Origin of the sequence: Marinobacter sp. C2H3 (genome assembly GCF_037080155.1) — a bacterium.
Classification (GTDB): domain Bacteria; phylum Pseudomonadota; class Gammaproteobacteria; order Pseudomonadales; family Oleiphilaceae; genus Marinobacter.
On the sequence record NZ_JBBBNZ010000007.1, the window covers coordinates 145,671 to 166,320 of the forward strand.

Genomic DNA, 20,650 nt, shown 5'->3' on the forward strand with positions numbered 1-20,650 from the left:
CTCAGTCATGATGGAAGCGGGTGGCCCGGCTACTCCCGGGTTTTCAGAACCGCCACCAGATCCAGTGTTCGCAGCCGCCACCAGGTGACGGCGCCGGAGGCGAGAGCCGAAGCAATCACTACGCTGGCGGCCAGCGCCAGGGTGTGGGTAGTGATGATCAGCGGCACCCGGAACAGCTCCGTTTGCATGGCGGTGACAATCCCTTGGGCCAGGGCCCAGCCAATGCCCCAGCCCAGGGGAATCCCGATCAGCAGGAGCAGCGCCAGTTCCCCCAGCAGAATGTGGGAAACCTCATGATGGCTATAGCCCAGCACCCGCAGGCTTGCCAGGTCCCGGCCCCGTTCCGCCAGGGAGATGCGCGCGGTGTTGTAGATCACCCCAAACGCGATGATGCCGCCCAACAGGCTGATGATGAATGTGTAGGTCAGGAAGGTCCGCGCCAGGGTGTCGAAAAAGCTGTTCAACATGGCCTGGCGCAGGGTGGTGGCCATCACTCCCGGGGTGTCCCGGAGTTTCCGATACACGGCATCCGTCTGCATCGGGTCCACGGTCATCAGCGCCTGGTTCACCCGTGGACCGTCACCGACGGCGCGGTTCATGGCGGCCAGGTTCATGGTGGCGCTGACCCCCAGGAACTCGCTGGTGATGCCAGAGACTGGCAGATGCAGTACCGGCCGTCGTCCCTCCAGTACCCGCACGGTCAGCGTATCGCCGGGGTGTACGGCCAACGCCCGTGCCAGGAAATCGGTGAGCAACACGCCGGCGGTGGGAATGTCGACGTCTTCGAGCGCCGCGTTCACCACGAATTGTAGGCGTGCTCCCTCCGGCAGGCCGGTCAGGGCGGTGCGCCACCGGCGGTGGCCGTTCACCAGTTCCACCGACACGATCCGCCGGCCTTCGGCGTAGCGCACGCCGGGCTGTCGGGCCAGAGCGTACAGCGCCGACGGGTTGGCGGGCTCGACCAGGGTCGCGGTGATATCCTGTTTCTGGACCCGGGCAAACTGGGTGTAGACCATCAGCGAGACCGAACTGAACTGGAAGTTTCCCACCACCACGATCGCGGTCGCCATGGCGATACCCAATGCGGACAGCGCCGTGCGCCCGGGCCGCCGGGTTAGCTGCCGGACAATCATGTGGGACGGCTGGCGCAGCCGGGCCCAGCGCAGCAGCCGCTCGGCCAGGGTGACGTGATAGCGGGCGGGACCTTCCGGCTGCATGGCTTCGGCCGGGGGCAGGGCGGCTGCGCGCCGGATGGACCGCCAGCCACCCAGCAGGGCAACGGCCAGACTGATCGCGGCCAGCAGGGCCAGCCAGCCCGGCTGGATACGGAACAGCAGCGTCGGGAACCGGTAATAATCCATGTACAGCTCCCCCAGCCAGTGCCCGAGCCAGAGGCCGGTGGTGATACCAATGCCCAGGCCGGTGAGGGCAATCACAAGGACCAGTTGGCTGTAGTGCCAGCCAATCTGGCGGTTGCTATAGCCAAAGGCTTTCAGAATGGCCACCACCTCCCGCTGGGTGCTGATCAGACGGGAGACCACCACGTTCAGCAGGAACATGGCGACCCCCATGAAAATGGTCGGGAAAATGATGGCCATGATGCGCAGCTGTTTGAGCTCGTCGCTCAGGAACCGGTGTGAAAACTGGTCCGCCCGTGCGATTGCGCCGGTGCTGCCATACCGGTCAAGCTCCCGGTCGAGCCGATCAATCACGTCCTCCACCGGTTGCCCCGGTGCCACCTGCAACACCAGGCTGTTGAAGGCGCCCCGCAGATCCATGGCCGAGGCCAGCGCGTCCTCGCCCATCCACAACACCCCGTAGCGTTGGTAGTCCGGCAGCATGCCCCCCGGCGGTATCACGTAGATGAACTCCGGCGACTCCACCACGCCGACCACCGTCAGCGTCTGTTGCCGGCCATGGATGATGGCACTGAAAGTGTCGTCCAGCCCAAGGTGGTGGGCCTCGGCAAAGCTGCCAATAATCGCCACCTCGCTGTCCCGGGCCGGGTCCGGCAGGCGCCCCTGGCGGAGGTAAAGCTGGTTCACCGATGGCTGGCCCTCCGGGGGCACGGACACCAGATGGGCGGAGACCGGCTCATCAAAACCCGGCAGGGTCAGTTTTGCCGTGGCCTCGATTCGGGCGCTCAGGGCGGTGACGCCGGGAATGGCCGCCAGGGTGGGCAGCCGATGCCGGGGCGCCCGTTTCACCTGCACGAACACAGCGGCAAACTGGCGCTCGGCGTAGTAGCGGTCCCGGGTGGCGGTCAGGGATTCCAGGTTCACCAGCGACATCAGGCACACGGCGATCCCTCCGGCGATCACCAGGGCAATGGCCAGCAATTGCCCGCGCATCTGCCAGATTTCCCGGCGCAGCTTGGTGTGCAGAACGCTGCGGGCCATGGCTTCACCAGCTCAGGGTGACCGGGTCCTGCCGGACCGGGTTACGGCGCTCGCCGCTGATGAGCCCGTCGGACAGGGTAATCACCCGGTCCGCCATCTGGGCGATCGAGGCATTGTGGGTGATGATCACCGTGGTGGTGCCGGTTTCCCGGTTGGCCCGGGCCAGCGCCTCCAGCACCAGAATGCCGGTGGCCGAATCCAGGGCACCGGTGGGCTCGTCGCACAGCAGCACGTTGGGCCGCTTGGAGATGGCCCGGGCAATGGCCACCCGTTGCTGCTCGCCACCGGAGAGCTGCGCGGGGAAATGGTCCATGCGCGCGGCCAGACCGACCAGATCCAGCGCCGCTTCCGGCGCCATGGGTTCCCGGGCAATCTCGGTAACTGCCATCACGTTTTCCCGGGCGGTCAGGCTGGGAATGAGGTTGTAGAACTGGAAGACGAAGCCCACGTAATCGCGGCGGTAGCGGGTGAGGGCGCGGTCCGAGGCGCCGGTGAGGTCGGTGCCCTGATAGCGCACCTGGCCGCTGGTGGCGGTATCCAGGCCGCCCAGGATATTGAGCAGGGTGGATTTGCCGGAACCGGAGGCCCCCAGCATGACAACGAGCTCCCCGGGAAACAGCGCCAGATCCACCCCCCGGAGCGCGTGTACCAGGACATCGCCCTGCGGATAGATTTTGGTCAAGGCAACGGTTTCGAAAACAGGCTGAGCCGGGGTAACGCCAGGTGCCATAGCGTGATCCATCACGTGGCTGGTGGGTTCCTTGAGTATAGTCGGTCGGCGACGTCGAGGACGGTCACCCCGGGTGGTCGCGGCTCTGAAGAAGTTGCTGGAGTTGGGCCAGACTGTCCGGACCGCCAGACAGGGCTGAGCACTGCGGCAGGGGCAATTCCCAGGGCGCCGCCGATGCTTGATGGAGATGCACCGCCACTCGGGCGGTGTTGGCGTTCTCATCGAGCAAGCCGGCCGGTACCCAGACCAGCGGCGTGTCCCGCAGCGTATTCGGCACGGGGCTGCCACATTGGCCACAGAAGTCGCTGCGGAAGCCGCTCGGCTTCTGGTAAGAGCGAATCAGCGCTTCGCCGGCAAGCCACGTAAACTGTTCGAGCGGGACCAGCGTCGCTGCGTTCGCGGCCGCTCCGGTCGCTTTGCGGCACAGCGAGCAGTGGCACTGATACAAGTTGGGCAGCGAGCCCTGAATGCGGAAACGGACGCTGCCGCAGAGGCACTCACCGTTCATAGCGTGATTCCTTAAGAGGGCCGGGAGGACGAACGCCGCCCAGTGCGCCGGGCACGGGCGATCAGAACCAGGCCCATGGCGGCGGGCCCAAGCCCGACATAGCCGCCCAGGCCGCAGAGGTTTTCGGCGGAGGCGGAACAGAACGCCCATGCGCCCGCCAGTGCCAGGGGCAGATAGGCCATCAGCCCCAGCCCGAGCGAGACAAACGCGTGCCGAAAAGCTACCGCGAACCCGTCTTCCTGGGACGACTGCCTGACCAGCCGGTAAAACGTCCAGGCGACGCCAATCCAGAACAGCGCCGGTCCCGCCAGCAAAACTGTCGAAAAAAGTGTGTCCATACGCTGATGTCGGCGGCCACGGGATCTCAGCGGAAACAGCGGCCGGCCATTCTCCTTGACCGAGGGATAACAACCGGAATGGGTTATCGTTCCAGCCAATTCTTCAACGTTTTCAGATCCGTGGCAACCGCCTTCGCGTCCGCTGCGAACTGCTCATCGGTCATGCCCGGCTGGCGTAGGAGGGTGAAGGTGAACTGACTCCCGTCCCCATTGGGCACCACGCGCATGGGGTTGTGCACCACCTGGCCGGACGGCAGCGTGACGTCATGGTCCATCACGCCGAACGGATTCTCAGGCGCAAACTGAATCCGCACCCGGCCGAAAGGAGCGTCCGCGACCCAGCTATCGCCCTCGCGCGTGACGGTTGACTGTGCCAGCCCGGCGGCCCATAGAGGCAGGTTTTCCGGGTTTCGGGCGAAGGCATACACCGCCGCCGGCGCGAGATGGATGTAGATGGTGATGTGTTGGACGTCTTGCATGAGATAGCCCTCTCCGTTGTTTGCTGTTCAGCGTTGTCATGATCTGTCGCCCGAATTAGCGCATCTGGCACGTCTGTCCTAAGCTCAAACGTATGGTCAAAACGGAGAGCCATCAGATGGAATTTAAAGACAAACTGCTCGGATTGGTATCCAAAATTGACAGGGTCAAGGACAGCCTGGAAACGGAAGAGGCGACGAAAAATGCCCTCGTTATGCCCTTTATCCACACCGTTCTCGGCTATGACATTTTTAACCCAGACGAAGTGATACCGGAGTTCACTGCTGATACGGGCACGAAGAAAGGTGAAAAGGTCGATTACGCAATTCGCCATTCCGGCGAAATGCAGATTTTGGTCGAAGCCAAGAAATATGGTGAAAAGCTGACCTTAAAACATGCCTCCCAGCTTTTCCGATACTTCTCGGTGACATCGGCCCGTATCGCGCTGCTTACCAACGGAACCAGCTACCAGTTTTTCAGTGATCTGGATGCGGCCAACAAGATGGATGAGCGGCCCTTTCTGGAGCTGGATCTCGAGAATCTTGATGATTCGTTGGTTCCTGAGCTCAAAAAGCTCTCCAAGGATCAATTTGATCTTGAAGACGTGCTGAATTCTGCCGGTGAGATGAAATACTCAAATCAGGTCCGGCGGGTGATACAGCAGATTTTTAGGGATCCGGATGAAGAGATTGTGAAGCTGCTTGCCGGTAGGGTTTACGAGGGGAAATTAACCCAATCGGTAAAGCATGATTTTCAGCCGATCGTGAAGAAAGCAATGGCTCAGTTCCTGAACGAACAGATCAATCATCGGTTACAGAGCGCGATGAGCAGCTTCAACGGTTCTGATGAATCGAGTGACGCCGCTGTTCTGGACGAAGACGAAGGGAATGGCATCGTTACAACGGACGATGAAATCGAAGGCTTTAACATTGTCAAAGCCATCGTAAGACGGCATCTCGGCGCAGAGAGAATAACCATGCGCGACACGAAAAGTTACTGCGGGGTGTTGGTTGACGACAACAACCGAAAACCGCTGTGCCGCCTTCATTTCAACAGGGCTCAGAAATACATCGGTTTGTTCGATGAGGAAAAGAACGAGACGAGGCATCCCATTGATTCCCTGGACGACATCTTCAAGTTTGAAGATGTCCTGGTTTCAACCGCCTCGACCTACTAGACCGCTTGCTATGCGCAGCCGGAAGGGCATCGGGTGGGGCTGCCGGAAGCTCAGCTCCGCCTGTAAACCTCCCGCCGATGAGCAACCTTAACGACGGTGACAATCAGAAGATCATCGGCTATCTCATAGATAATCCGATAAACACCCTGTCGAATCCGGTAACGTTCCTGCCCGGAGAGTTTCTCGCTTCCCGGAGGCCGGGGGTCTTCGGCCAGTGACTGGATACGGTCGAGAATTCTTGCAACGTCCATATTCGGTATTGGCCGCAAGTCCTTGGACACGGATTTACGGAAAGCGAGCTTATAGCTTGCCATGCGCCTTCAAATCATTCAGAAGGGCCTCATAGCTCATTGTCGGCTCCGATACCCGGTCTTCAAACGCCGCAAGATCTTCCTGATCTTCGGCAAACGCTGCGCGCACGGCCTCGTTGACGATGTCGGAAAGCGACCGGTTGGTAACGGCGGCTTTCAATCTCAGTGCGGCGTGCAGTTGCGGATCAAAGTACACCGTTGAGCGTTTGGGTGCCTCGTTCATATACGTCTATGACCTTCGTTCCATTAAAACGTCAAAACATCATAGCACCAAAGCAGCGAGGTGTTGAGATGCGCTAATGGAATGCATAGAAGTCCGCCTTTTCATTGGGAATATCCCCGGCGCCGCGGCATCATAATGCAATCTCCAGCCGACGAACGACCACGAATGACCCAGCCCGCCACACCTTCGCAAACCGCCCCATCCCTGTGGCAGTCCGGCCTTACGCTGGTCGCCGTGGCCACCCTGGGCATGGCGCTGAAGGGCATTTTTGCGCGGCTGGTGTACCAGTACGGGGTGTCTGTGGATGCATTGCTGATCTGGCGGTTTGTGCTGGCGGTGCCGCTGTTCTGGCTGGGGGCGGTGTGGCTCGGGCGTAACCGGGAAAAGCTCCGGTTGACCCGTCGGGACTGGATCGGCTGCGGCATCAGCGGTGCGCTGTTTTTCATCAGCACCCTTTGCGATTTCAACGCCATTCATGAGCTGGGGGCCAGCCTCTCTCGGATGGTGCTGTACCTGTTTCCGGCGATCATCATTGCGCTCCAGGCGCTGCAGTCTCACCGCTGGCCGCCCCGGCTTCAGGTCGCCATGTTCGTGGGGGCCTGGGTGGGCATCGCGATGCTGCTGCCCGGCTGGCAGGGCGGGACCGTGTCGACCGCCGGCATGCTCTATGGCCTGGGAGCTGCCACCTGCTACGCGCTGTTTTTGACCGTCAGCCAGCGGGTAATGAAAACCCTGGGCTCGGTCCGGTTCAACCAGGTGTCCAACAGCGTCACGCTGGTCCTGATGGCGGTGTTCCTGTTGCCGGGCCTGCCCGTGAGCGAGCTGGCGTTGCCGGCCCCGGCATTGGGTTGGATGGTTGTGCTGGTGGTGTTTTCGACGGTGCTGCCGTTCTTCCTGATGTTTGAGGGGGTTCACCGGGCGAGCGCGGCGGAGGCCGGCGTTGTGGCCATGTTCGGCCCGGTGGTGACGGTAACGGCGGCCATGGCGCTGTTCCCGGACGAGCGCCTGGGCACCTGGCAATGGGCTGGCATGGTGCTGGTGCTGGCGAGCATTGGCGGCGGGAAGCTGCTGCAGAACGCCAGAGCCGCCGCCCGCAGCGTCTGAAGCCCGCTTCGCCAGCGCGACATCGCCACGGCTACATGGCCTTGGCAAACACCTTGAAGGGCAGGGCCTTGAGCACGTAGCTCAGGGGCGTCCAGGGCCACCAGGGCACGTAGGCACGGCGCTTTTCTGAATCGATGGCTTTCACCAGGGCTTTCACACCGGTGTCCAGATCCACGCGGAAAGGCGCGTTTTTGGTGTCCCGGTTGATGTCCGTGAGGATGTAGCCCGGCAGGATATTGGTCACGCGAATGGGTGTGCCCAGAGTATCCAACTGCAGGCCTTCCGCCAGGCCCGCAACGGCGGCCTTGGTGGCAGCGTAGACGTTCATGGCGCCCCGGAAGCCGCGCACGCCGCTGACCGAGGACATCAGCACCAGGTGGCCGCTGTTCTGCGCCCGGAAAATGCCCATGGCCGCCTCGCACTGGGCGATGGCCGCCACAAAGTTGGTTTCTGCAGTCTGCCGGTTGGCGGCGAAATGCCCCCGCCCGATGGGCTGGGAAGTGCCGATACCGGCGTTGACCACCACCCTGTCCAGTTGCCCCAGCTCGCTGCGGAACCCTTCGAACACCTCAAACACCTGATCGTAATCGCAGACGTCGAGGCCTCGCACCAAAACCCGGATGCTGGGGTAGGCCTGCTGCAGTTCCCGCTGAAGTGCCTCCAGCTTGCCCGCGTTACGGGCGCACAGCGCCAGGTTGCAGCCTTTCGCCGCCCAGGCCCGGGCCATGCCTTCGCCAAGGCCGGTGCTGGCGCCAGTGATCAAAATGTTGGTACGCATGAGGTGTCCCTGTTGTTATAGCGTGGTGTCACGATGGCAAACGAGCAAGACGCTACCGCGTTCCGCCGGCAAACACCACCGGCACCGCAGGCCAGAGCGCTGGCCGGGTTAACGAGTGGCAGGGCCGGGGGCGGCAGCCCGCTATCGGAGTTGGCTGTCCTTGCTGCCGCGCCGATTGATCCCGCCGTCCCGGGTCTGGGATTGCTCCCGGGCCTGTTGGCACTCGATGCACAGTCTCACCCCCGGAATGGCCTTCCGACGGGCCTCCGGAATCGGCGCGCCGCACTCGTCGCATTCCTTGGCGCTCTCGCCGTGGCCAAGCTGGCTGCGCGCCCGCTCAATCTCTTCCTCAACGCTGGCGTCGATCTGGTCCTGAACGGCGCCATCCCGTGACCATCCACCGGCCATAGCGACCTCCATTATTTGTGGGTGTGGAGAAACGGACTCCGATCATTGTATCCTAACCGCAGATTTGAGACGGCCAGGAGGCCGCCTGCACCCGAAACCATAAGGACATGACCCAATGAGCTACCGTCTCACGGACGTGACGGACCTCCCGCATTCTCCTTCTTCATTGCTCACGCTGGTGCACCCGGTGCGCGCCGTCGACATAGTCAGCGACGTGCTGAGCCCGTACACAAGCCGTCGCGATCCGATTGAGAACCTGCTTCCCGGTGAAAAGCGCGGTGAGTTGCTGGAACAGCTGGCCACCGGTGAGCGTCTGTTGTTTGACGCCAGCGGAGCGAGCCCGGGGATTTTCGAGAACCGCCGAGTTACCCCAGAGGCGCTTCTGAAAAATCTACCGCCGCAGCTGACAAGACACATTACCGAGTATCTGGAAAGCGGGGGAAGCGGCGCCGGATCTTCTCCGTTACAGAAGTCGGACAGCCTCTGGCCTGCCATTGAACCCGACTATGTCCCGCCAGTTCCGGCCCGGCCAGCCGACAGCCCCCGGGGGACGAAAACCCTCGATCTGATCTATCGGTGGCCAGATGGCACCGGTGTTACCGGTGCGCCTTATGCGGTTCAAGGGTTAAGCAGCCAGGTATCTGGAGTTCTGGACAGCGATGGGCGCGCCCGCGTGACTGGCCTTGCGGACCCGGTTGTTGATGTGCGCTTCGGTCAACCAGCAAAGGCGGGTGAGCTGGCGATTCTTCGCAGTCAGCTCCAGGGTGAGCTTAAAGGCATCCTGGCTCGCGAAAAGCGAGAAGGAGAGCGGCTTGATGAAAGCCTGAATAAGTTGCCGCTAAACCTAAAGGCCGGCTTCCATTTTGCGGCCGGCTACCAGGGCTTATTGGACGGGGCGGCGGGCCTGCTCGCAAATACTCGTTCGATCGTGAGCCTGAGCCATATTGGTTTTCTGGGCCGGGCGTTGCAGTCGGCCTGGAATGCAACCCGAAATAGCTCAAATGATCAGTGGATGGAAGCGTTTCAAAAGGATTACGACTCTGCGAACAAACGGGCCATTGTTGAGGCGCTGGGGTTCGACCCCTCCCAAGTAACGTCAGAGCAGTTATCTGAGGCCTATGAGGCAGCCAGTCTGCTCGTTGCCGATAATGAATCCCGCGAGATGCTGGTCCGATTCGCTGTCGACTTCGTGCAAGCCCAGGACAGTATGGAATTGAGCTACGTTGCCGGCGCAATGCTGTTTGAGCTTGTGCTCGCAATCCTGCTGGCAGGTGCGAGCGGTGCCGGCGTTGCGGCCTCGGCGCCACGTTATTTACGGAAGCTGGCGCCGTTGGCCCCGACGTTGCGGAAGCTTGCCGCCCGCCTGAAAGTCAGTTACCAAACCCGTTACCACTACAACGTCGAAACCGGCGGCCTATGCGAAAGTGCCTGCCGTCCAAAACCGGACGGTATCGAGTTAAAGCTGCGAAGCCTTGCCAGCCGTCGCCTGGCAGTCAACACCTTTGAGGAGGCAAGAGCCGCTCTGGCGGCATCGCGAAAGCGCCTGATCGCCCGTGGCGGATTTGCTCCCAAGTACACCCAGGAAGAACTGTTGCAGCTGGCTCAGGAAGGCCTGGATAACGATCGGTTCATTGTGCGCCTGGTGGAGAAACGTCATGTGGATGGTCGCGGCCAACCCGAGGGCGCCATGGCGGGTATGCTCGGAAAACCGGATGCCAGGGGCCACGTTCGCTATTGGTCGACGACGCTGGATCAGATTGAGCCTTCTGATACCTGCCCAAAGCTGATTGCTGAGCAGATTGGAGTAAATTATGACTCAGAGGCGAGTTATCGGTTGGTGGTGATTGATAAAGACGTTGCCCAGAAAAGCTCTGGCGCAAAGACGTTCATACCGACATTCGAAAATTTGAAGAAATTCATACGAGACAATTCAGATAACTATGCTTTGGATGCCGACATTTTGGACGAGATAATGACGCTAACTTATCAGGCGAGGTATTCGAAAATATACAAGCTTCTTGGGCCTTATCAATCAAAAAAGCCAGGATTAAGAAAAGAGATGTTGTTAGAAATGGGTTTAAATACTAAGCAAATAACCAGATTTGAAAGTCGGCTCAGGGTACAATCAATTGTAGGTGCAAATGAGCACTTTTTAGGTAACGGTCTCACAAAACATACCTCGTTATCAGACGATAAAAATATTGTGTATGGCGCTTTGGAAACGTTAACAATCGAGAAAAATCCTAAAACGTTTCGTGCAATGACAGGTGTGAGTGAGGAGGATGCGGAAGCCTATGTGAATATTGTCGAACTAAAACTGCTTGAGGTTGGAGAGTAGGATGGATTGCCAAAAGCTAAAGCCGTGGCCATTTGTTGACCCCGAAGATCTTCCACCTGGATATATAAAGGTGGGAGAAAGTACTCAAAAATTCGGCCCTGAGGTTAGTTCAGAAATATGGAACTTTTATATTAAGAGCAGCTACCTGATTATCAACAATAAAATATCGCTACCAGATAGGAATGGTAAAACAGGCCGCACTGCCATCCAGCAGTACGAATACCCGATTGAAGGCGCGCGCTGGTTTGTGGATACAGTTGAACGGTTTTTCCTGCCTCCAGACCATCCCAATGCGGTCCCGCCTGACAAGTTTAACGTTCGCGCGGTGGTGGCGGGTGAAACCCTCGGAGTTACCCGAGGCGTAGGGTTCGGCGGTGACAATATCCCGGGCTATTCCTTCGATAACCTAAACCGCATTGAACACTCCACACTTCCACCTGACGGACCATTCTGCGAGATGTTTCTGATGGGTGACCCCTGGCTATTTGACGATGGTCTGTTTGATCTGTTCAAAGAGATCGCGACTCGCCATGAAGCCGGTGAGTTTTAGATATCGGGCCTCTTCGGCATTGTCGGACGGGTGGCGTTTAAGCGATGATGGCGGGCTAACCCCTTAGGCTTCTAACTAAATGCCGCAACGACAATAATGGGAGCGAGCCTCATGAAAACCGTCAACCCCACGTCCGACGCCATCGCCCAGGTGATCAAAAACACGCCAAAGGACCAGCCGGTGGTGATGCTGAACCTGTTGAAGTTCCGGGAACAGGCGGCGTATGAGGATGGCCGGGAGGGGGGTTCCGGCTGGGCGGCTTACAAGGAATACGGACGCGGCGCGCTGCCGTGCCTTCAGGCCGTTGGCGCCGAGCTGGTGTGGTCCGGCGCGCCGACCGGCACGTTGATTGGTCCGCAGGGAGAGCAGTGGGATGAGGTGCTGCTGGTGCGGTATCCGTCGCTGGATGCGTTTATGAGCATGATCGGCAGCGACGACTACAAGGCCATTGTGCATCACCGCACGGCGGCGATGGAGGACTCCCGGCTGGTTCCCATGCTGGCGGACTGACGCGCGCCTCTGGTCGGCAGGGCGCTGACCGGAATTGGAACTTAGTGGGTATTCGACGTTCTGTCATTGTCGGGCCGGCTGGCGGCCTCAGCCTGAAGGCGCTCGACCAGCCATACTTTGATGATGGACTGGCGGGTTACGCCGATCCGCGCCGCCTCTCGGTCCAGCGATTCGACGACCCATAAGGGAAAATCGACGTTGATTCTTTTCTGATCCTGATTGACGCGCCGGGCACTGGAGAGATCGAGATCATCCACGACATCTTCCAGGCCCTCTTCAAACTTCTGATCAAACTCTTTAGCTTTCATAGAGTTCCACCTCTTTTTTTCGAGAGCGTCTCACCGAAATAATACGAATTTTCTGCGCCCTGTAAGTGATGACTGCCGACCAGTGCCGCTCTCCAATTTTGCCAATCACCAAGTAACGTGGCTCGTCCTCTGACTTTGCGCGGATCTCCAACAAGCCGGGATCCTTCCATAGATCTTGGGCGGAGACGAAATCCATTCCATGCTTATCGAGGTTGATTTGACTCTTTAACTCGTCAAATTCAAACGCTTCCATGAGTATAAAGTATTCCTTTTTTCCTCAAGCAACAAGGCGTGTTGCAGGTCGCCCACGTCATTTCCAAATCGGCGGCCAGTCACCAAATGCTTTGCGATAGTTCTCAAGCGGCTCGCTGGTGTAGCCTGTCTTGTAGCGCGCGGGCACGCTGGCGTGCACCCAGGTGCGCTGCTTTTCAGGTGGCGGAATTTGCCGGATGCGTTTGCCTAAGAGTTTGTATTTGCCCTTATATTCGTTGTGCTGGCGAGCGGCCGGGTCGGTGGGCTTCTGGATGAACGGCGCGAAGACCAGGTTGTGCTTCTGGGCTTCTTCGGCGAGCCAGATTAGGGGAATATCGGCCAGTGTGCAGCCGTTGGCGTCCGGCGGGTAGCCGCCGCCAACGTCTGAATGCACGCCCGCGAACCAGACCTGTTCCAGATCCACGTCCTCGCGCTGCTCCCAGAGCGTGGGCTCGAAATCCTCCCGCTGTTCATCCAGAGACAGGGCGTGGCGGGCAACGTCGATGTTGCTGCCGATCTTGCGATCGTAGAACAGGTCCTGATCCTTGATCATCCCGAAGAAGGTGAACGGCAGGCCCAGGGCGCCGACGGTGTCCCATACGCCGACGAATTTGATGCGGGTGCGCTCGGCCACGGCGTAGCGGCGTTTCCAGTCCAGTGAATGGTCGCCGTTCGGTTTGTGCTTTTTGGTCTTGTAGAGCCGGAAGCCTTCCTCGATGCGGTTGGCGTGCTCTTTGCGCAGGATGCTGCAGTTGTTGATCATGCCGCAGAGGCTGCGGGCGGTGTATGCGCCGCGGCTGAAGCCGAACAGAAAGATCTCATCGCCGGGCTCGTAGTTGTGGACCAGAAAGCGATAGCCGTCCATCACGTTCTTTTCGAGCCCGAAGCCGGTTGCGCCCGCCACCAGCTTGTCGTGATAGGAGCCGATGCCCCAGTCGTAGAACACGACCTGTTCCGTGCCCCGGCCGTCGGAGGGGCGAATCGCGCGGGCGAACTGCAGAACGTTGGTGGGGAAATCCTCGCCCAGGGTTTGCTCCGGGCGGTCCCAGGTGCCGTCAAAGCAGATAGCGATGCGTTTCATGGGGCGACCTCCTGTCGTCCAGTGGCTTGCAGATCCGTCTGCAAGCGGCGCGGGCATTCGGCGTGAGGGCAGGCGAGCTAGGTGCTGGCGCGCTGCCCGTGAGCCGTCGCCGGTTACCTCAGGGACACCTGTCGGATATCCCCAAGGCTCACCGGCACCACCATGGTGCCGCCGTGCAGATAGCGTTTCAGGGTAAGGGTCTGGCCCGCCACCGCCTGGATGCGGCCGTCCATGCGGCGGCCGTTGTTGAGCCAGATGCGCACGTCATGGCGCAGGTGCTGGTCCAGTTCGGAAATGGCCAGCGGGCCCGGAGTCGTGCGTTTGAGGGCTGACTCGGCGGCCGGCTTGGCCTCTGTTTTCGGTTCGGCTTTTGCCGTTGCGACGGCGGGAGTCTCGTCCTCAGCGGCCGGAATTTCCGTGACGCGGATCGGCCGCAGGCCGGTGGATTCCGTGCCCAGCTTCGGATTCAGCCGATCACTCAGGTAAGCGGGGTCCGGGCTGATGTAGTGGTCACCAAGCTCCAGGGGCGGGAAGGGCTCCATGCTGAACGTCAGGGTGCTGCCAGGGTGTTGGATGTAATCGTTGTAGACGGCCACCAGGCTGTTGCTGGGCTTCAGGCCCAGGTCTTTCCATAGGGCCTTCCAGCTGTTCATGTGGGCGTCCAGGTAGGCAGCGGTCGACAGGCCGGTTTCGCCCTTGCAGAAGGCCTGAACCCGAGCGTTAGCGCCCAGGTCGGTCAGCTTGACAGAGGCTTTGGTGAGCACTGAGTTCTGGGCAATATCAGCGGATGGGCCGCCGTCATTGATTGGCCGGGGCATGCGAATGGTCATGTCCGCGCGGATACCGGTCAGGTCGCGGGCCGCGGAATCCACCGTCACTTTAATCTCATCGCCACCCGCCAGCAGGTGATAACCGACCGTCATATCGACCGTCAGTTTGGAAAAGCCCATGGCGGACATATCCGCGCGGCTAAATGCGTCGCGATCACCGCAGCCTGCGGCATCAAACCGGCTGTACGTCATACTGCCTGATGCTTGCTGGTCCAGCATGCTCATGATGGCGGAATCCACGCCCAGCCCCTCAATCACCAGGCTCAACTGCTCCGGAACACGATGCTGTTTCACGGTGTCTTTCAGACTGAATAGCGCCCAGAGGCTTCCGGTGTCCAGCGCAATTCGGTCGGTGGAAATCTGGCGCCCGGTGGACGGCTGCGTGAACAACACCTTGTTGATTTCGATTTTTCCGTCAAGGGTGGTGTCGACGTCGCCGTATTCCATGGAAACGTAGGGGTACATGCTGCGCTTCGCAGCCTCGAGGCCTTCGGTGACCCCGCTGGAAATTCGGTATTGAGCGGTGGCAAGGCCGGCAACAACAAGCACGGCAAGAACGAGCAGGACGCGTTTCATAAAATCCCTTTTTGGCGATCAGTTCCCTGAGCTCCGGCACGGTGGGTGCCGGGCGTTATTGAGCGAATAGTACCCCATCCCGGGGCAGGGGTTAAGGGCGTTGGCCGGCGTGGATCACGGTTTTGAAAGCGGCCGGGCCAGTGTGGCCTCAACCCTCCAATGCCCACTCCACCGCCTTGGTGGCATGCAAGGCAGTGGTGTCGTAAAGCGGCACCTCGGTATCCTGCTGGTTGATCAGCAGCCCGATCTCTGTACAACCAAGAATCACCGCCTCCGCGCCCGCCTGCGCCAGTTCGTTCACGATGTTCAGATAGGCCTCTCTAGACTCCGGCCGGAGAATGCCCAAGCACAGCTCCTGGTAGATGATATCGTGCACACGCCGGCGGTCCGCGTCGCCTGGCACCAGCACGTTCAGTCCAAAGCGCTCGGCCAGCCGGTCTTTGTAGAACGCCTGCTCCATGGTGAACGCCGTACCCAGAAGCCCGACGGTTTTCACGCCATCCCGCACCAGCACCTCACCGGTGGCATCCGCGATGTGCAGCAGGGGCAGGGCGACGCTGCGCTCAATCTCCGGCGCTACCTTGTGCATGGTGTTCGTACAGATCAGCAAACCGTTCGCGCCGGCCGCTTCCAGGCTCTTGGCCGCGTCCACCAGATGCTCCGCGAGCGCTGGCCAGTCGCCGGCGTGCTGGAGCTTCTCAATGGGCTCGAAATCCACGCTGTACAGCACGATTTGGGCAGAATGCAGGCCGCCGAGGGCGGCTTTGACCTGCTCGTTGAGGGCGCGGTAGTAGCTGACGGTGCTTTCCCAGCTCATGCCGCCGATGAGGCCGATGGTTTTCATGGAGTGTCCTGTGTTGGAAGCGGCGCGCCAGAGGGGGCAAGCGGCCGTTGTCTCCACGTACAGAACCAGAAATGCCAAGGTTGGGCAAGGGTGGGGAGCGTCGATCAAGGTGCCCGGACAGGTCAGCGCCCGCCCGGGGCCGTTATCGCTCAGTTAGCCGCAACGTTCGCCACCGGCACCCAGCGCGTCACGCCGTCAATACGGCTGGCGGTATCGCCGATCCGGAGCGGAATGTTCCAGTGCTTGATCACCTGGGGTCGGTCCGCGTCTTCAATCGGGCCAGCGGAGGCCGCCCTCGGCTCAATCCAACCGTAGCTTCGGCTGCGGGAGACGCTGGCCCAGCGTGCGCCGGCGCCTTCCGCCGCCGCCACGAACCCGGGCGAGCCGGGTGGGGCAACGGTGGCCCAGGTGGGGCTGTGAAGGTTGGTTTCCACGCCGTTCCGGGAGAACTTCAGGAACGGCTCGCCCTCGGCGCCCATCAGCGTGAGCGGCTTGTTGCCCCGGTATGAGACAAACACCCCCGGCCGGGCGCTGCCGGGCATGGCCCGTACCAGTGCTAGGCCTTGCAGGGCGCCGGTATCCGTTACCTGGGCCTGGGCGATGCCACGGGCCGGCGGCACGTACTCGAAGTGCCCGGCGATGGCGCTTGCGGTGCCGCCCAAGGTGACCGACACGGACCAGCGGCCCACGGTGGCCCGTTTGCCGGCATCCACTACCGAATGGGGCACGTCTACCGGATCGGTCCGCAGGCGCAGATCAAACCAGCCCCAGTTTGGGGTGGCCTCCACCATCGTCCAGCGGGGCTTGCCGGAGGCGTCCGCCGGGATGGTGCCCGGCGCCATCAGGGTGTTGGAGCGGTGGAATGCGGCCGCGCCCAGATCGCCCTCGGTTGCCTCCGGGCCGATGCGCAGGAACGCCCGGCCTTGCTCATCGCTAACGGTCAGCGGCTGGTCCGTGGGATTGGCCACCAGTAACTGGGGCGCCAGCGTCCGGCGCAGTTGCACCCGCAGGGCCGCCAGTTCCGGTGGCAGGGCATCCAGCACCACCCGCACCGTTCCCTTGCCGGATTCCGCGTCGGCACCGTGGCCGTAGGCGCCCGCCGTCCACAGCAGGCTGGCCAGGATAAACAACGCGAAAAGCTCCCCCCGAAGGGGGAGACTCCAAGGGACCCAGCGCATCACAGGCTGCTGAGGCTGGTGAAGTCCACGATAAGCCCCTGCAGGGCCACCGGCGTGCCGTCGATGGTCTGCTTGAGCACCGAGGCACCGCCTTCAATGGCCACACCGGCTTCGTTCAGCAATTGCGGCGTGCCGTCCTGGAGCTGCCCCAGGGTCGGTACGGCGCTGATGCCGCCGGAGCTCAGGTCCAGAATCGGATCGAGCAGGGAGCCACCGTTGTTGCCGATGTTAAGCAGCCCGCTAAGCAGGCCGCCGTCGCTGCCGGTGTCTTCCGGCGCCGGCGCCAGCTGTTGGGGCAGCGGGCCGGTGGGGTTGCTGGGATCGGTCAGCACGGCCACCGGCGTGGATTTGGACGGCAAACGCATGCCGTCATCCGCCTTGTAGCTCACAAACAGCATGTACTGGCCCGCCGGCAGCACGGCACGGTTCTTGGTGACCTTCACGGTGACCGTCTTGTTGTTGCGGGCGATGATCGGCAGCACCACCGTGCGCTGGTCGCCGTCCACCAAGTGGGTGGTGGCCTTGCGGCGAATCAGCATCACCTGGTCGATGTCGGTGCGGTCGGTCTGGATATCGAACTGGCCTCCGTTGCCCAGCAGGGCGACCGGCGCCGTCCGGATGGTCGGGCGATCGTCCCGGGTGGCGTAGGGCGGGGTGTAGATCTCAAAGGACGGATCCCGCCCGGCGTAGTCCGCAAAGCCCAGCTCATCCAGATTCACGAACGAGAGGTAGGCGGTGTTGATCGGCGAATGGCCGCCCACCAGCACCCGGCCGTCTGGCATCAGCACGGCGGTGTTGTGGTAGGTTCGCTCCCGGTGCGCCAGGGCCATGGGCTTCCAGGTCTCGGTCTCGATATCAAACCGCTCCGCCTGGATGATCGCGCCTTCCAGCCCGGTCAGGGTCACGCCGTCCCGGGTACCGCCGGAGAACACCATCACACTGTTGTCCGGCATCATCACGCCGGAGCCGTACCAGCGGGGCTGGTTGAGGGAGCCGGTCAGGCGGGACTCGTAGGCCATGTCGTCGCCGTTGGTGACCACCGTATCAATGCGCGAGGACGACACCGGCAAGTAACCGCCCGGGCTGCCCGCCGCCACGTAGGTGGGCACGCCACCGGCGGTCAGGAACTCGGACTTGTGGTAACCGCCGTTGCTGTCCGGGCGCAGGGGCAGCTGGATGGAGAAGGTAGACCCGCGCATGCCGGAGCCAATGGCCCGCTCCAGGGCCCGGTCGTCCACCGGCACGCCCAGCAACTGGCCGATGGCCGCGGTGGGGTCGTCCAGGGTCTTGCCCACCAGGTCGCCCAGCAGGCGCTGCACCTGATCGGCGCTCAGGTTGGTGGGGTTCAGGGTGGTGCTCAGGGCGTCCAGGCCCACGTCGTTCAGGCGCAGGGGCAGGCCGGCGTAGCCCAGATCCGTCCACTGCTTGGTCTGCGGGTTGTAGGCGCCCACGATGTTCCACAGGGCCTGGTCATACGCCTGGCCAAACGGGTTAAACGCCTGGCCGCCGGCGTTGTAGAACACGTAGCCGTTGGGCAGCAGGTGCATGCGCGGGAACAGCGGCAGCGAGCGCTGGGCGGCGGCGCCGTTGTCGCTCCAGGTGCCGGTGTCCGTATCGTAGGTTTCCGTTTGGGCCACGTTACGGCCGGACTGGATGGGATCGTCCGGGTACACCGGCTTGAGCAGCTTGGTGACGCCGCTGGCCACGAACAGATCGCCGTTGGCCAGGCCCACTAGGCTCGGGTACCAGCGGCCATACTGCATATCGCCGCTCTGGCTCCAGGTGTTGGTGTCCGGATCAAAAATCCGGGAGGACTTCAGGCCTTCCAGTTCCACCACGCCCACCGGCAGCCCGTCGATGCCCGGCTCGGAATAGTAGTCCGTGCCGCCCACAGCAATCATCCGGCCGTCCGCCAGGAACGCCACATCGGCGCAGAACAGCGCGCCATCGTTTTTAGCGGTGTTGTCCGCGGTGTCCAGAAGTCCACCGGTCAGCGTAGTGCTGTCATTCCCGTCCGGATTGGCGCCGCCATCAATGGGGGAGGGCTTCACCCAGGTTGGCTGATCGTTCTCATCCAGCGTCATCACCCGGGACTGATCGTTCACGGAAATCTCCCCGAACTGCGCAATCACCGCCAGTTCCGCGTTCTCCGTGCCCTCCAGGGCGTTCAGGTACAGGAAGCGGCCATCCCCCAGCACGGCAATGGTGCCAGCCGCCGGCTTGCACTGCAGGGAACCGTCCGCCTCCGGGATGCACCGCTGATCGGTGGCCACCTGCTGGCCGTCCACCTGAATGGTGGGTTCCGCAAACGGCTCGCTGAACGAACCGCCGTCCCCGGTGACTTCGGAGGGGTAACCATCGCCGGCGCTGGCACCGTCCCCGCCAAGCAGGTTGCCAAACAGCCCCGCGTGGGCAGGTGCCGTGCCGGCGAGGGTGAGCGCAATGGCCGTAGCCAATGAGGTTTTGAGGTAGGGTTTTTGAACAGACATGTAGCTCTCTCCTGGCAGACGGCATCCGGTGCGCCACTGCCTTATTGTTGTATTTCCTCCCGGCAGAAAGCCGGGGAGCCAAAAAGGGGTACGGGATAAGGTTGGGGAGAGTTGCAATTAATACTTGTCATTTCGGGAAGTATTTAGGGGTTAATTGATAAACGGGACACCACCGAAATATATGGCGTATTTATATACGTATTTATTAAACCGGGTCACGCTTTATGTATGTCTTTATCGTGGCCATATTGCTCCAAAACTTAGACCTGCTTGCCAGGTTACAGTATGCTTTCCCTATTCGTTTGGAGACTCATCGAAATAGTTCAGGGAGACACACCATGCCCCAATCCTCCACCCCACGGCTGAGCGAATTCCGGCGACTGGGGTTTCTGCTGGTGTTGATCCTGACAGCGGCCCTGGTGGTGATGCAGTTGGTGACCTTCTGGCAGCAGGACCACTGGACGATCGCAAGCCGAATGGGCGGGCCCAGCGTGTTTGGGTTCGTGATGCTTCTGGTGTTTCTGTTCTGGTTGGTGCGAGCAGGGTATTACACCGTAAAGCACCACGGGTCACACAGGACGGCGTTTGCGCTGGGCGTCTGTTATCTGGTGTTCGGGGTCCTGGTTGCTTTTGATGAGGCGTTTTTCACGTTGCCGGTGTTGGGCTCGATGCTGATTGCGTTTATCTGCTTTTCCTATGCGTTTCTGGACGCGGGCGAGATCAAACGTTTGGTGAGGGAGTTGGGTAGGCCTGTTAAGTAGCGAATGCCGTTCACTTTGGTGATGGTCGAGGTTTGCTCTTAATGAGGCATCGTGAGCGTTGGTTCGAAGGAGCGGAGGTAACCGCCGCCGGCACCAGTGAATTATTAGCCGCCAGACAGGTCAGCGTAGGCGAAGACCAGGATGGCGGCACCGAGAACGACGGCGGTGAGGCCGCATACCCAGCCGACGCCGAACATCAGATAGCGAATGAGCGGGGAGAAACGGCCGGTTTTTTTCTTGGACGCTGACCGTTCCCGGATTTGTAGAGCCCAGAGGCAGGCGAGTCCGGCGAGAAGCAGTACAGCGCCTGTTAGTATTTCATTCATTAGGCTTCGGTCTCAATGCAAAGCTCTCAGGCGGTTTGGGAACCGCGGAGCGGTGGAAGTCCAGGGCAAAATGCAGTAACTTGTATGGATAATTTCTGCCGTGTTTGGGTAAATTGAGGCCCACCCCCAGTGGCCGCTGGGGGCCTTCATGCAG

22 protein-coding genes are annotated in these 20,650 nt (G+C 61.1%); 6 read left to right on the forward strand and 16 right to left on the reverse strand.

Features of this window, described 5'->3' with window-relative positions:
• Positions 1-29: 29 nt before the first annotated feature.
• From V3388_RS16220 to V3388_RS16240, 5 genes are all read right to left on the reverse strand, one after another.
• Positions 30-2,399: an ABC transporter permease gene (locus V3388_RS16220; RefSeq protein WP_336368610.1), complete on the reverse strand. Its 2,370-nt coding sequence runs from the start codon at positions 2,397-2,399 to the stop codon at positions 30-32.
• A gap of 4 nt (positions 2,400-2,403) precedes the next feature.
• Positions 2,404-3,081 carry an ABC transporter ATP-binding protein gene (locus V3388_RS16225; RefSeq protein WP_336368611.1) on the reverse strand — a complete coding sequence of 226 codons (678 nt, stop codon included), beginning with the start codon at positions 3,079-3,081 and terminating at the stop codon, positions 2,404-2,406.
• Between the two features lie 112 nt (positions 3,082-3,193).
• Positions 3,194-3,637, reverse strand: a complete 444-nt coding sequence (locus V3388_RS16230; RefSeq protein WP_336368612.1) for a GFA family protein — start codon at positions 3,635-3,637, stop codon at positions 3,194-3,196.
• A gap of 11 nt (positions 3,638-3,648) precedes the next feature.
• On the reverse strand, positions 3,649-3,975 hold the full coding sequence (locus tag V3388_RS16235) for a hypothetical protein (protein ID WP_336368613.1): 327 nt from the start codon (positions 3,973-3,975) through the stop codon (positions 3,649-3,651).
• 83 nt (positions 3,976-4,058) lie between these two features.
• Positions 4,059-4,454 carry an SRPBCC family protein gene (locus tag V3388_RS16240; protein ID WP_336368614.1) on the reverse strand — a complete coding sequence of 132 codons (396 nt, stop codon included), beginning with the start codon at positions 4,452-4,454 and terminating at the stop codon, positions 4,059-4,061.
• A 116-nt stretch (positions 4,455-4,570) separates the two neighbouring features.
• Here V3388_RS16240 and V3388_RS16245 point away from each other — a divergent pair, with 116 nt between their 5' ends.
• Positions 4,571-5,629, forward strand: a complete 1,059-nt coding sequence (locus tag V3388_RS16245) for a type I restriction endonuclease (protein ID WP_336368615.1) — start codon at positions 4,571-4,573, stop codon at positions 5,627-5,629.
• Between the two features lie 50 nt (positions 5,630-5,679).
• Here V3388_RS16245 and V3388_RS16420 read toward each other — a convergent pair whose 3' ends face one another.
• Positions 5,680-5,943 (reverse strand): type II toxin-antitoxin system RelE family toxin, encoded by a 264-nt coding sequence (locus V3388_RS16420; protein WP_442915659.1) that lies wholly within the window; start codon positions 5,941-5,943, stop codon positions 5,680-5,682.
• A complete protein-coding gene (locus V3388_RS16250; protein WP_336368616.1) occupies positions 5,930-6,163 on the reverse strand; it encodes a hypothetical protein in 234 nt (77 codons plus the stop codon). Before V3388_RS16250 ends, V3388_RS16420 begins: the two co-directional genes overlap by 14 nt.
• 165 nt (positions 6,164-6,328) lie before the next feature.
• Here V3388_RS16250 and V3388_RS16255 point away from each other — a divergent pair, with 165 nt between their 5' ends.
• On the forward strand, positions 6,329-7,267 hold the full coding sequence (locus V3388_RS16255; RefSeq protein ID WP_336368617.1) for a DMT family transporter: 939 nt from the start codon (positions 6,329-6,331) through the stop codon (positions 7,265-7,267).
• Positions 7,268-7,298: 31 nt separating this feature from the next.
• Here the strand turns inward: V3388_RS16255 and V3388_RS16260 are convergent, their stop codons facing one another.
• Together V3388_RS16260 and V3388_RS16265 are read right to left on the reverse strand one after the other, a co-directional pair.
• Positions 7,299-8,045 carry an SDR family oxidoreductase gene (locus V3388_RS16260; RefSeq protein ID WP_336368618.1) on the reverse strand — a complete coding sequence of 249 codons (747 nt, stop codon included), beginning with the start codon at positions 8,043-8,045 and terminating at the stop codon, positions 7,299-7,301.
• Positions 8,046-8,186: 141 nt separating this feature from the next.
• A complete protein-coding gene (locus V3388_RS16265) occupies positions 8,187-8,453 on the reverse strand; it encodes a DksA/TraR family C4-type zinc finger protein (RefSeq protein ID WP_336368619.1) in 267 nt (88 codons plus the stop codon).
• 115 nt (positions 8,454-8,568) lie between these two features.
• Between V3388_RS16265 and V3388_RS16270 the strand changes: the two genes are divergently transcribed.
• The 3 genes from V3388_RS16270 (at position 8,569) to V3388_RS16280 (ending at position 11,851) form a co-directional block, all read left to right on the forward strand.
• Positions 8,569-10,791 (forward strand): hypothetical protein, encoded by a 2,223-nt coding sequence (locus tag V3388_RS16270; RefSeq protein WP_336368620.1) that lies wholly within the window; start codon positions 8,569-8,571, stop codon positions 10,789-10,791.
• 1 nt (position 10,792) lies between these two features.
• A complete protein-coding gene (locus tag V3388_RS16275) occupies positions 10,793-11,341 on the forward strand; it encodes a hypothetical protein (RefSeq protein WP_336368621.1) in 549 nt (182 codons plus the stop codon).
• A 111-nt stretch (positions 11,342-11,452) separates the two neighbouring features.
• A complete protein-coding gene (locus tag V3388_RS16280) occupies positions 11,453-11,851 on the forward strand; it encodes a DUF1330 domain-containing protein (protein WP_336368622.1) in 399 nt (132 codons plus the stop codon).
• 41 nt (positions 11,852-11,892) lie between these two features.
• Here the strand turns inward: V3388_RS16280 and brnA are convergent, their stop codons facing one another.
• The 7 genes from brnA to V3388_RS16315 all read right to left on the reverse strand — a co-directional run bounded on the left by brnA (position 11,893) and on the right by V3388_RS16315 (position 19,409).
• The gene (gene brnA, locus V3388_RS16285; RefSeq protein WP_336368623.1) at positions 11,893-12,159 is read right to left on the reverse strand and encodes a type II toxin-antitoxin system BrnA family antitoxin; all 267 of its coding nucleotides are present in this window, start codon (positions 12,157-12,159) and stop codon (positions 11,893-11,895) included.
• Positions 12,149-12,412, reverse strand: a complete 264-nt coding sequence (locus V3388_RS16290) for a BrnT family toxin (RefSeq protein ID WP_336368624.1) — start codon at positions 12,410-12,412, stop codon at positions 12,149-12,151. The genes brnA and V3388_RS16290 overlap by 11 nt, the downstream gene beginning before the upstream one ends.
• Positions 12,413-12,469: 57 nt before the next feature.
• On the reverse strand, positions 12,470-13,492 hold the full coding sequence (locus V3388_RS16295; protein ID WP_336368625.1) for a DUF2235 domain-containing protein: 1,023 nt from the start codon (positions 13,490-13,492) through the stop codon (positions 12,470-12,472).
• 113 nt (positions 13,493-13,605) lie between these two features.
• Positions 13,606-14,898, reverse strand: a complete 1,293-nt coding sequence (locus V3388_RS16300) for a hypothetical protein (protein ID WP_336368626.1) — start codon at positions 14,896-14,898, stop codon at positions 13,606-13,608.
• A 148-nt stretch (positions 14,899-15,046) separates the two neighbouring features.
• The gene (locus V3388_RS16305) at positions 15,047-15,742 is read right to left on the reverse strand and encodes an aspartate/glutamate racemase family protein (RefSeq protein ID WP_336368627.1); all 696 of its coding nucleotides are present in this window, start codon (positions 15,740-15,742) and stop codon (positions 15,047-15,049) included.
• Between the two features lie 149 nt (positions 15,743-15,891).
• Entirely contained in the window at positions 15,892-16,872 is a 981-nt protein-coding gene (locus V3388_RS16310; protein WP_336368628.1) for a hypothetical protein, read from the reverse strand.
• A gap of 47 nt (positions 16,873-16,919) precedes the next feature.
• Positions 16,920-19,409, reverse strand: coding sequence for a galactose oxidase-like domain-containing protein (locus V3388_RS16315; RefSeq protein ID WP_336368629.1), 2,490 nt, complete (start codon positions 19,407-19,409; stop codon positions 16,920-16,922).
• Positions 19,410-19,747: 338 nt separating this feature from the next.
• On the opposite strand from V3388_RS16315, the gene V3388_RS16320 reads away from it, so the two are divergent.
• A complete protein-coding gene (locus V3388_RS16320) occupies positions 19,748-20,170 on the forward strand; it encodes a hypothetical protein (protein ID WP_336368630.1) in 423 nt (140 codons plus the stop codon).
• Positions 20,171-20,650 lie beyond the last annotated feature (480 nt).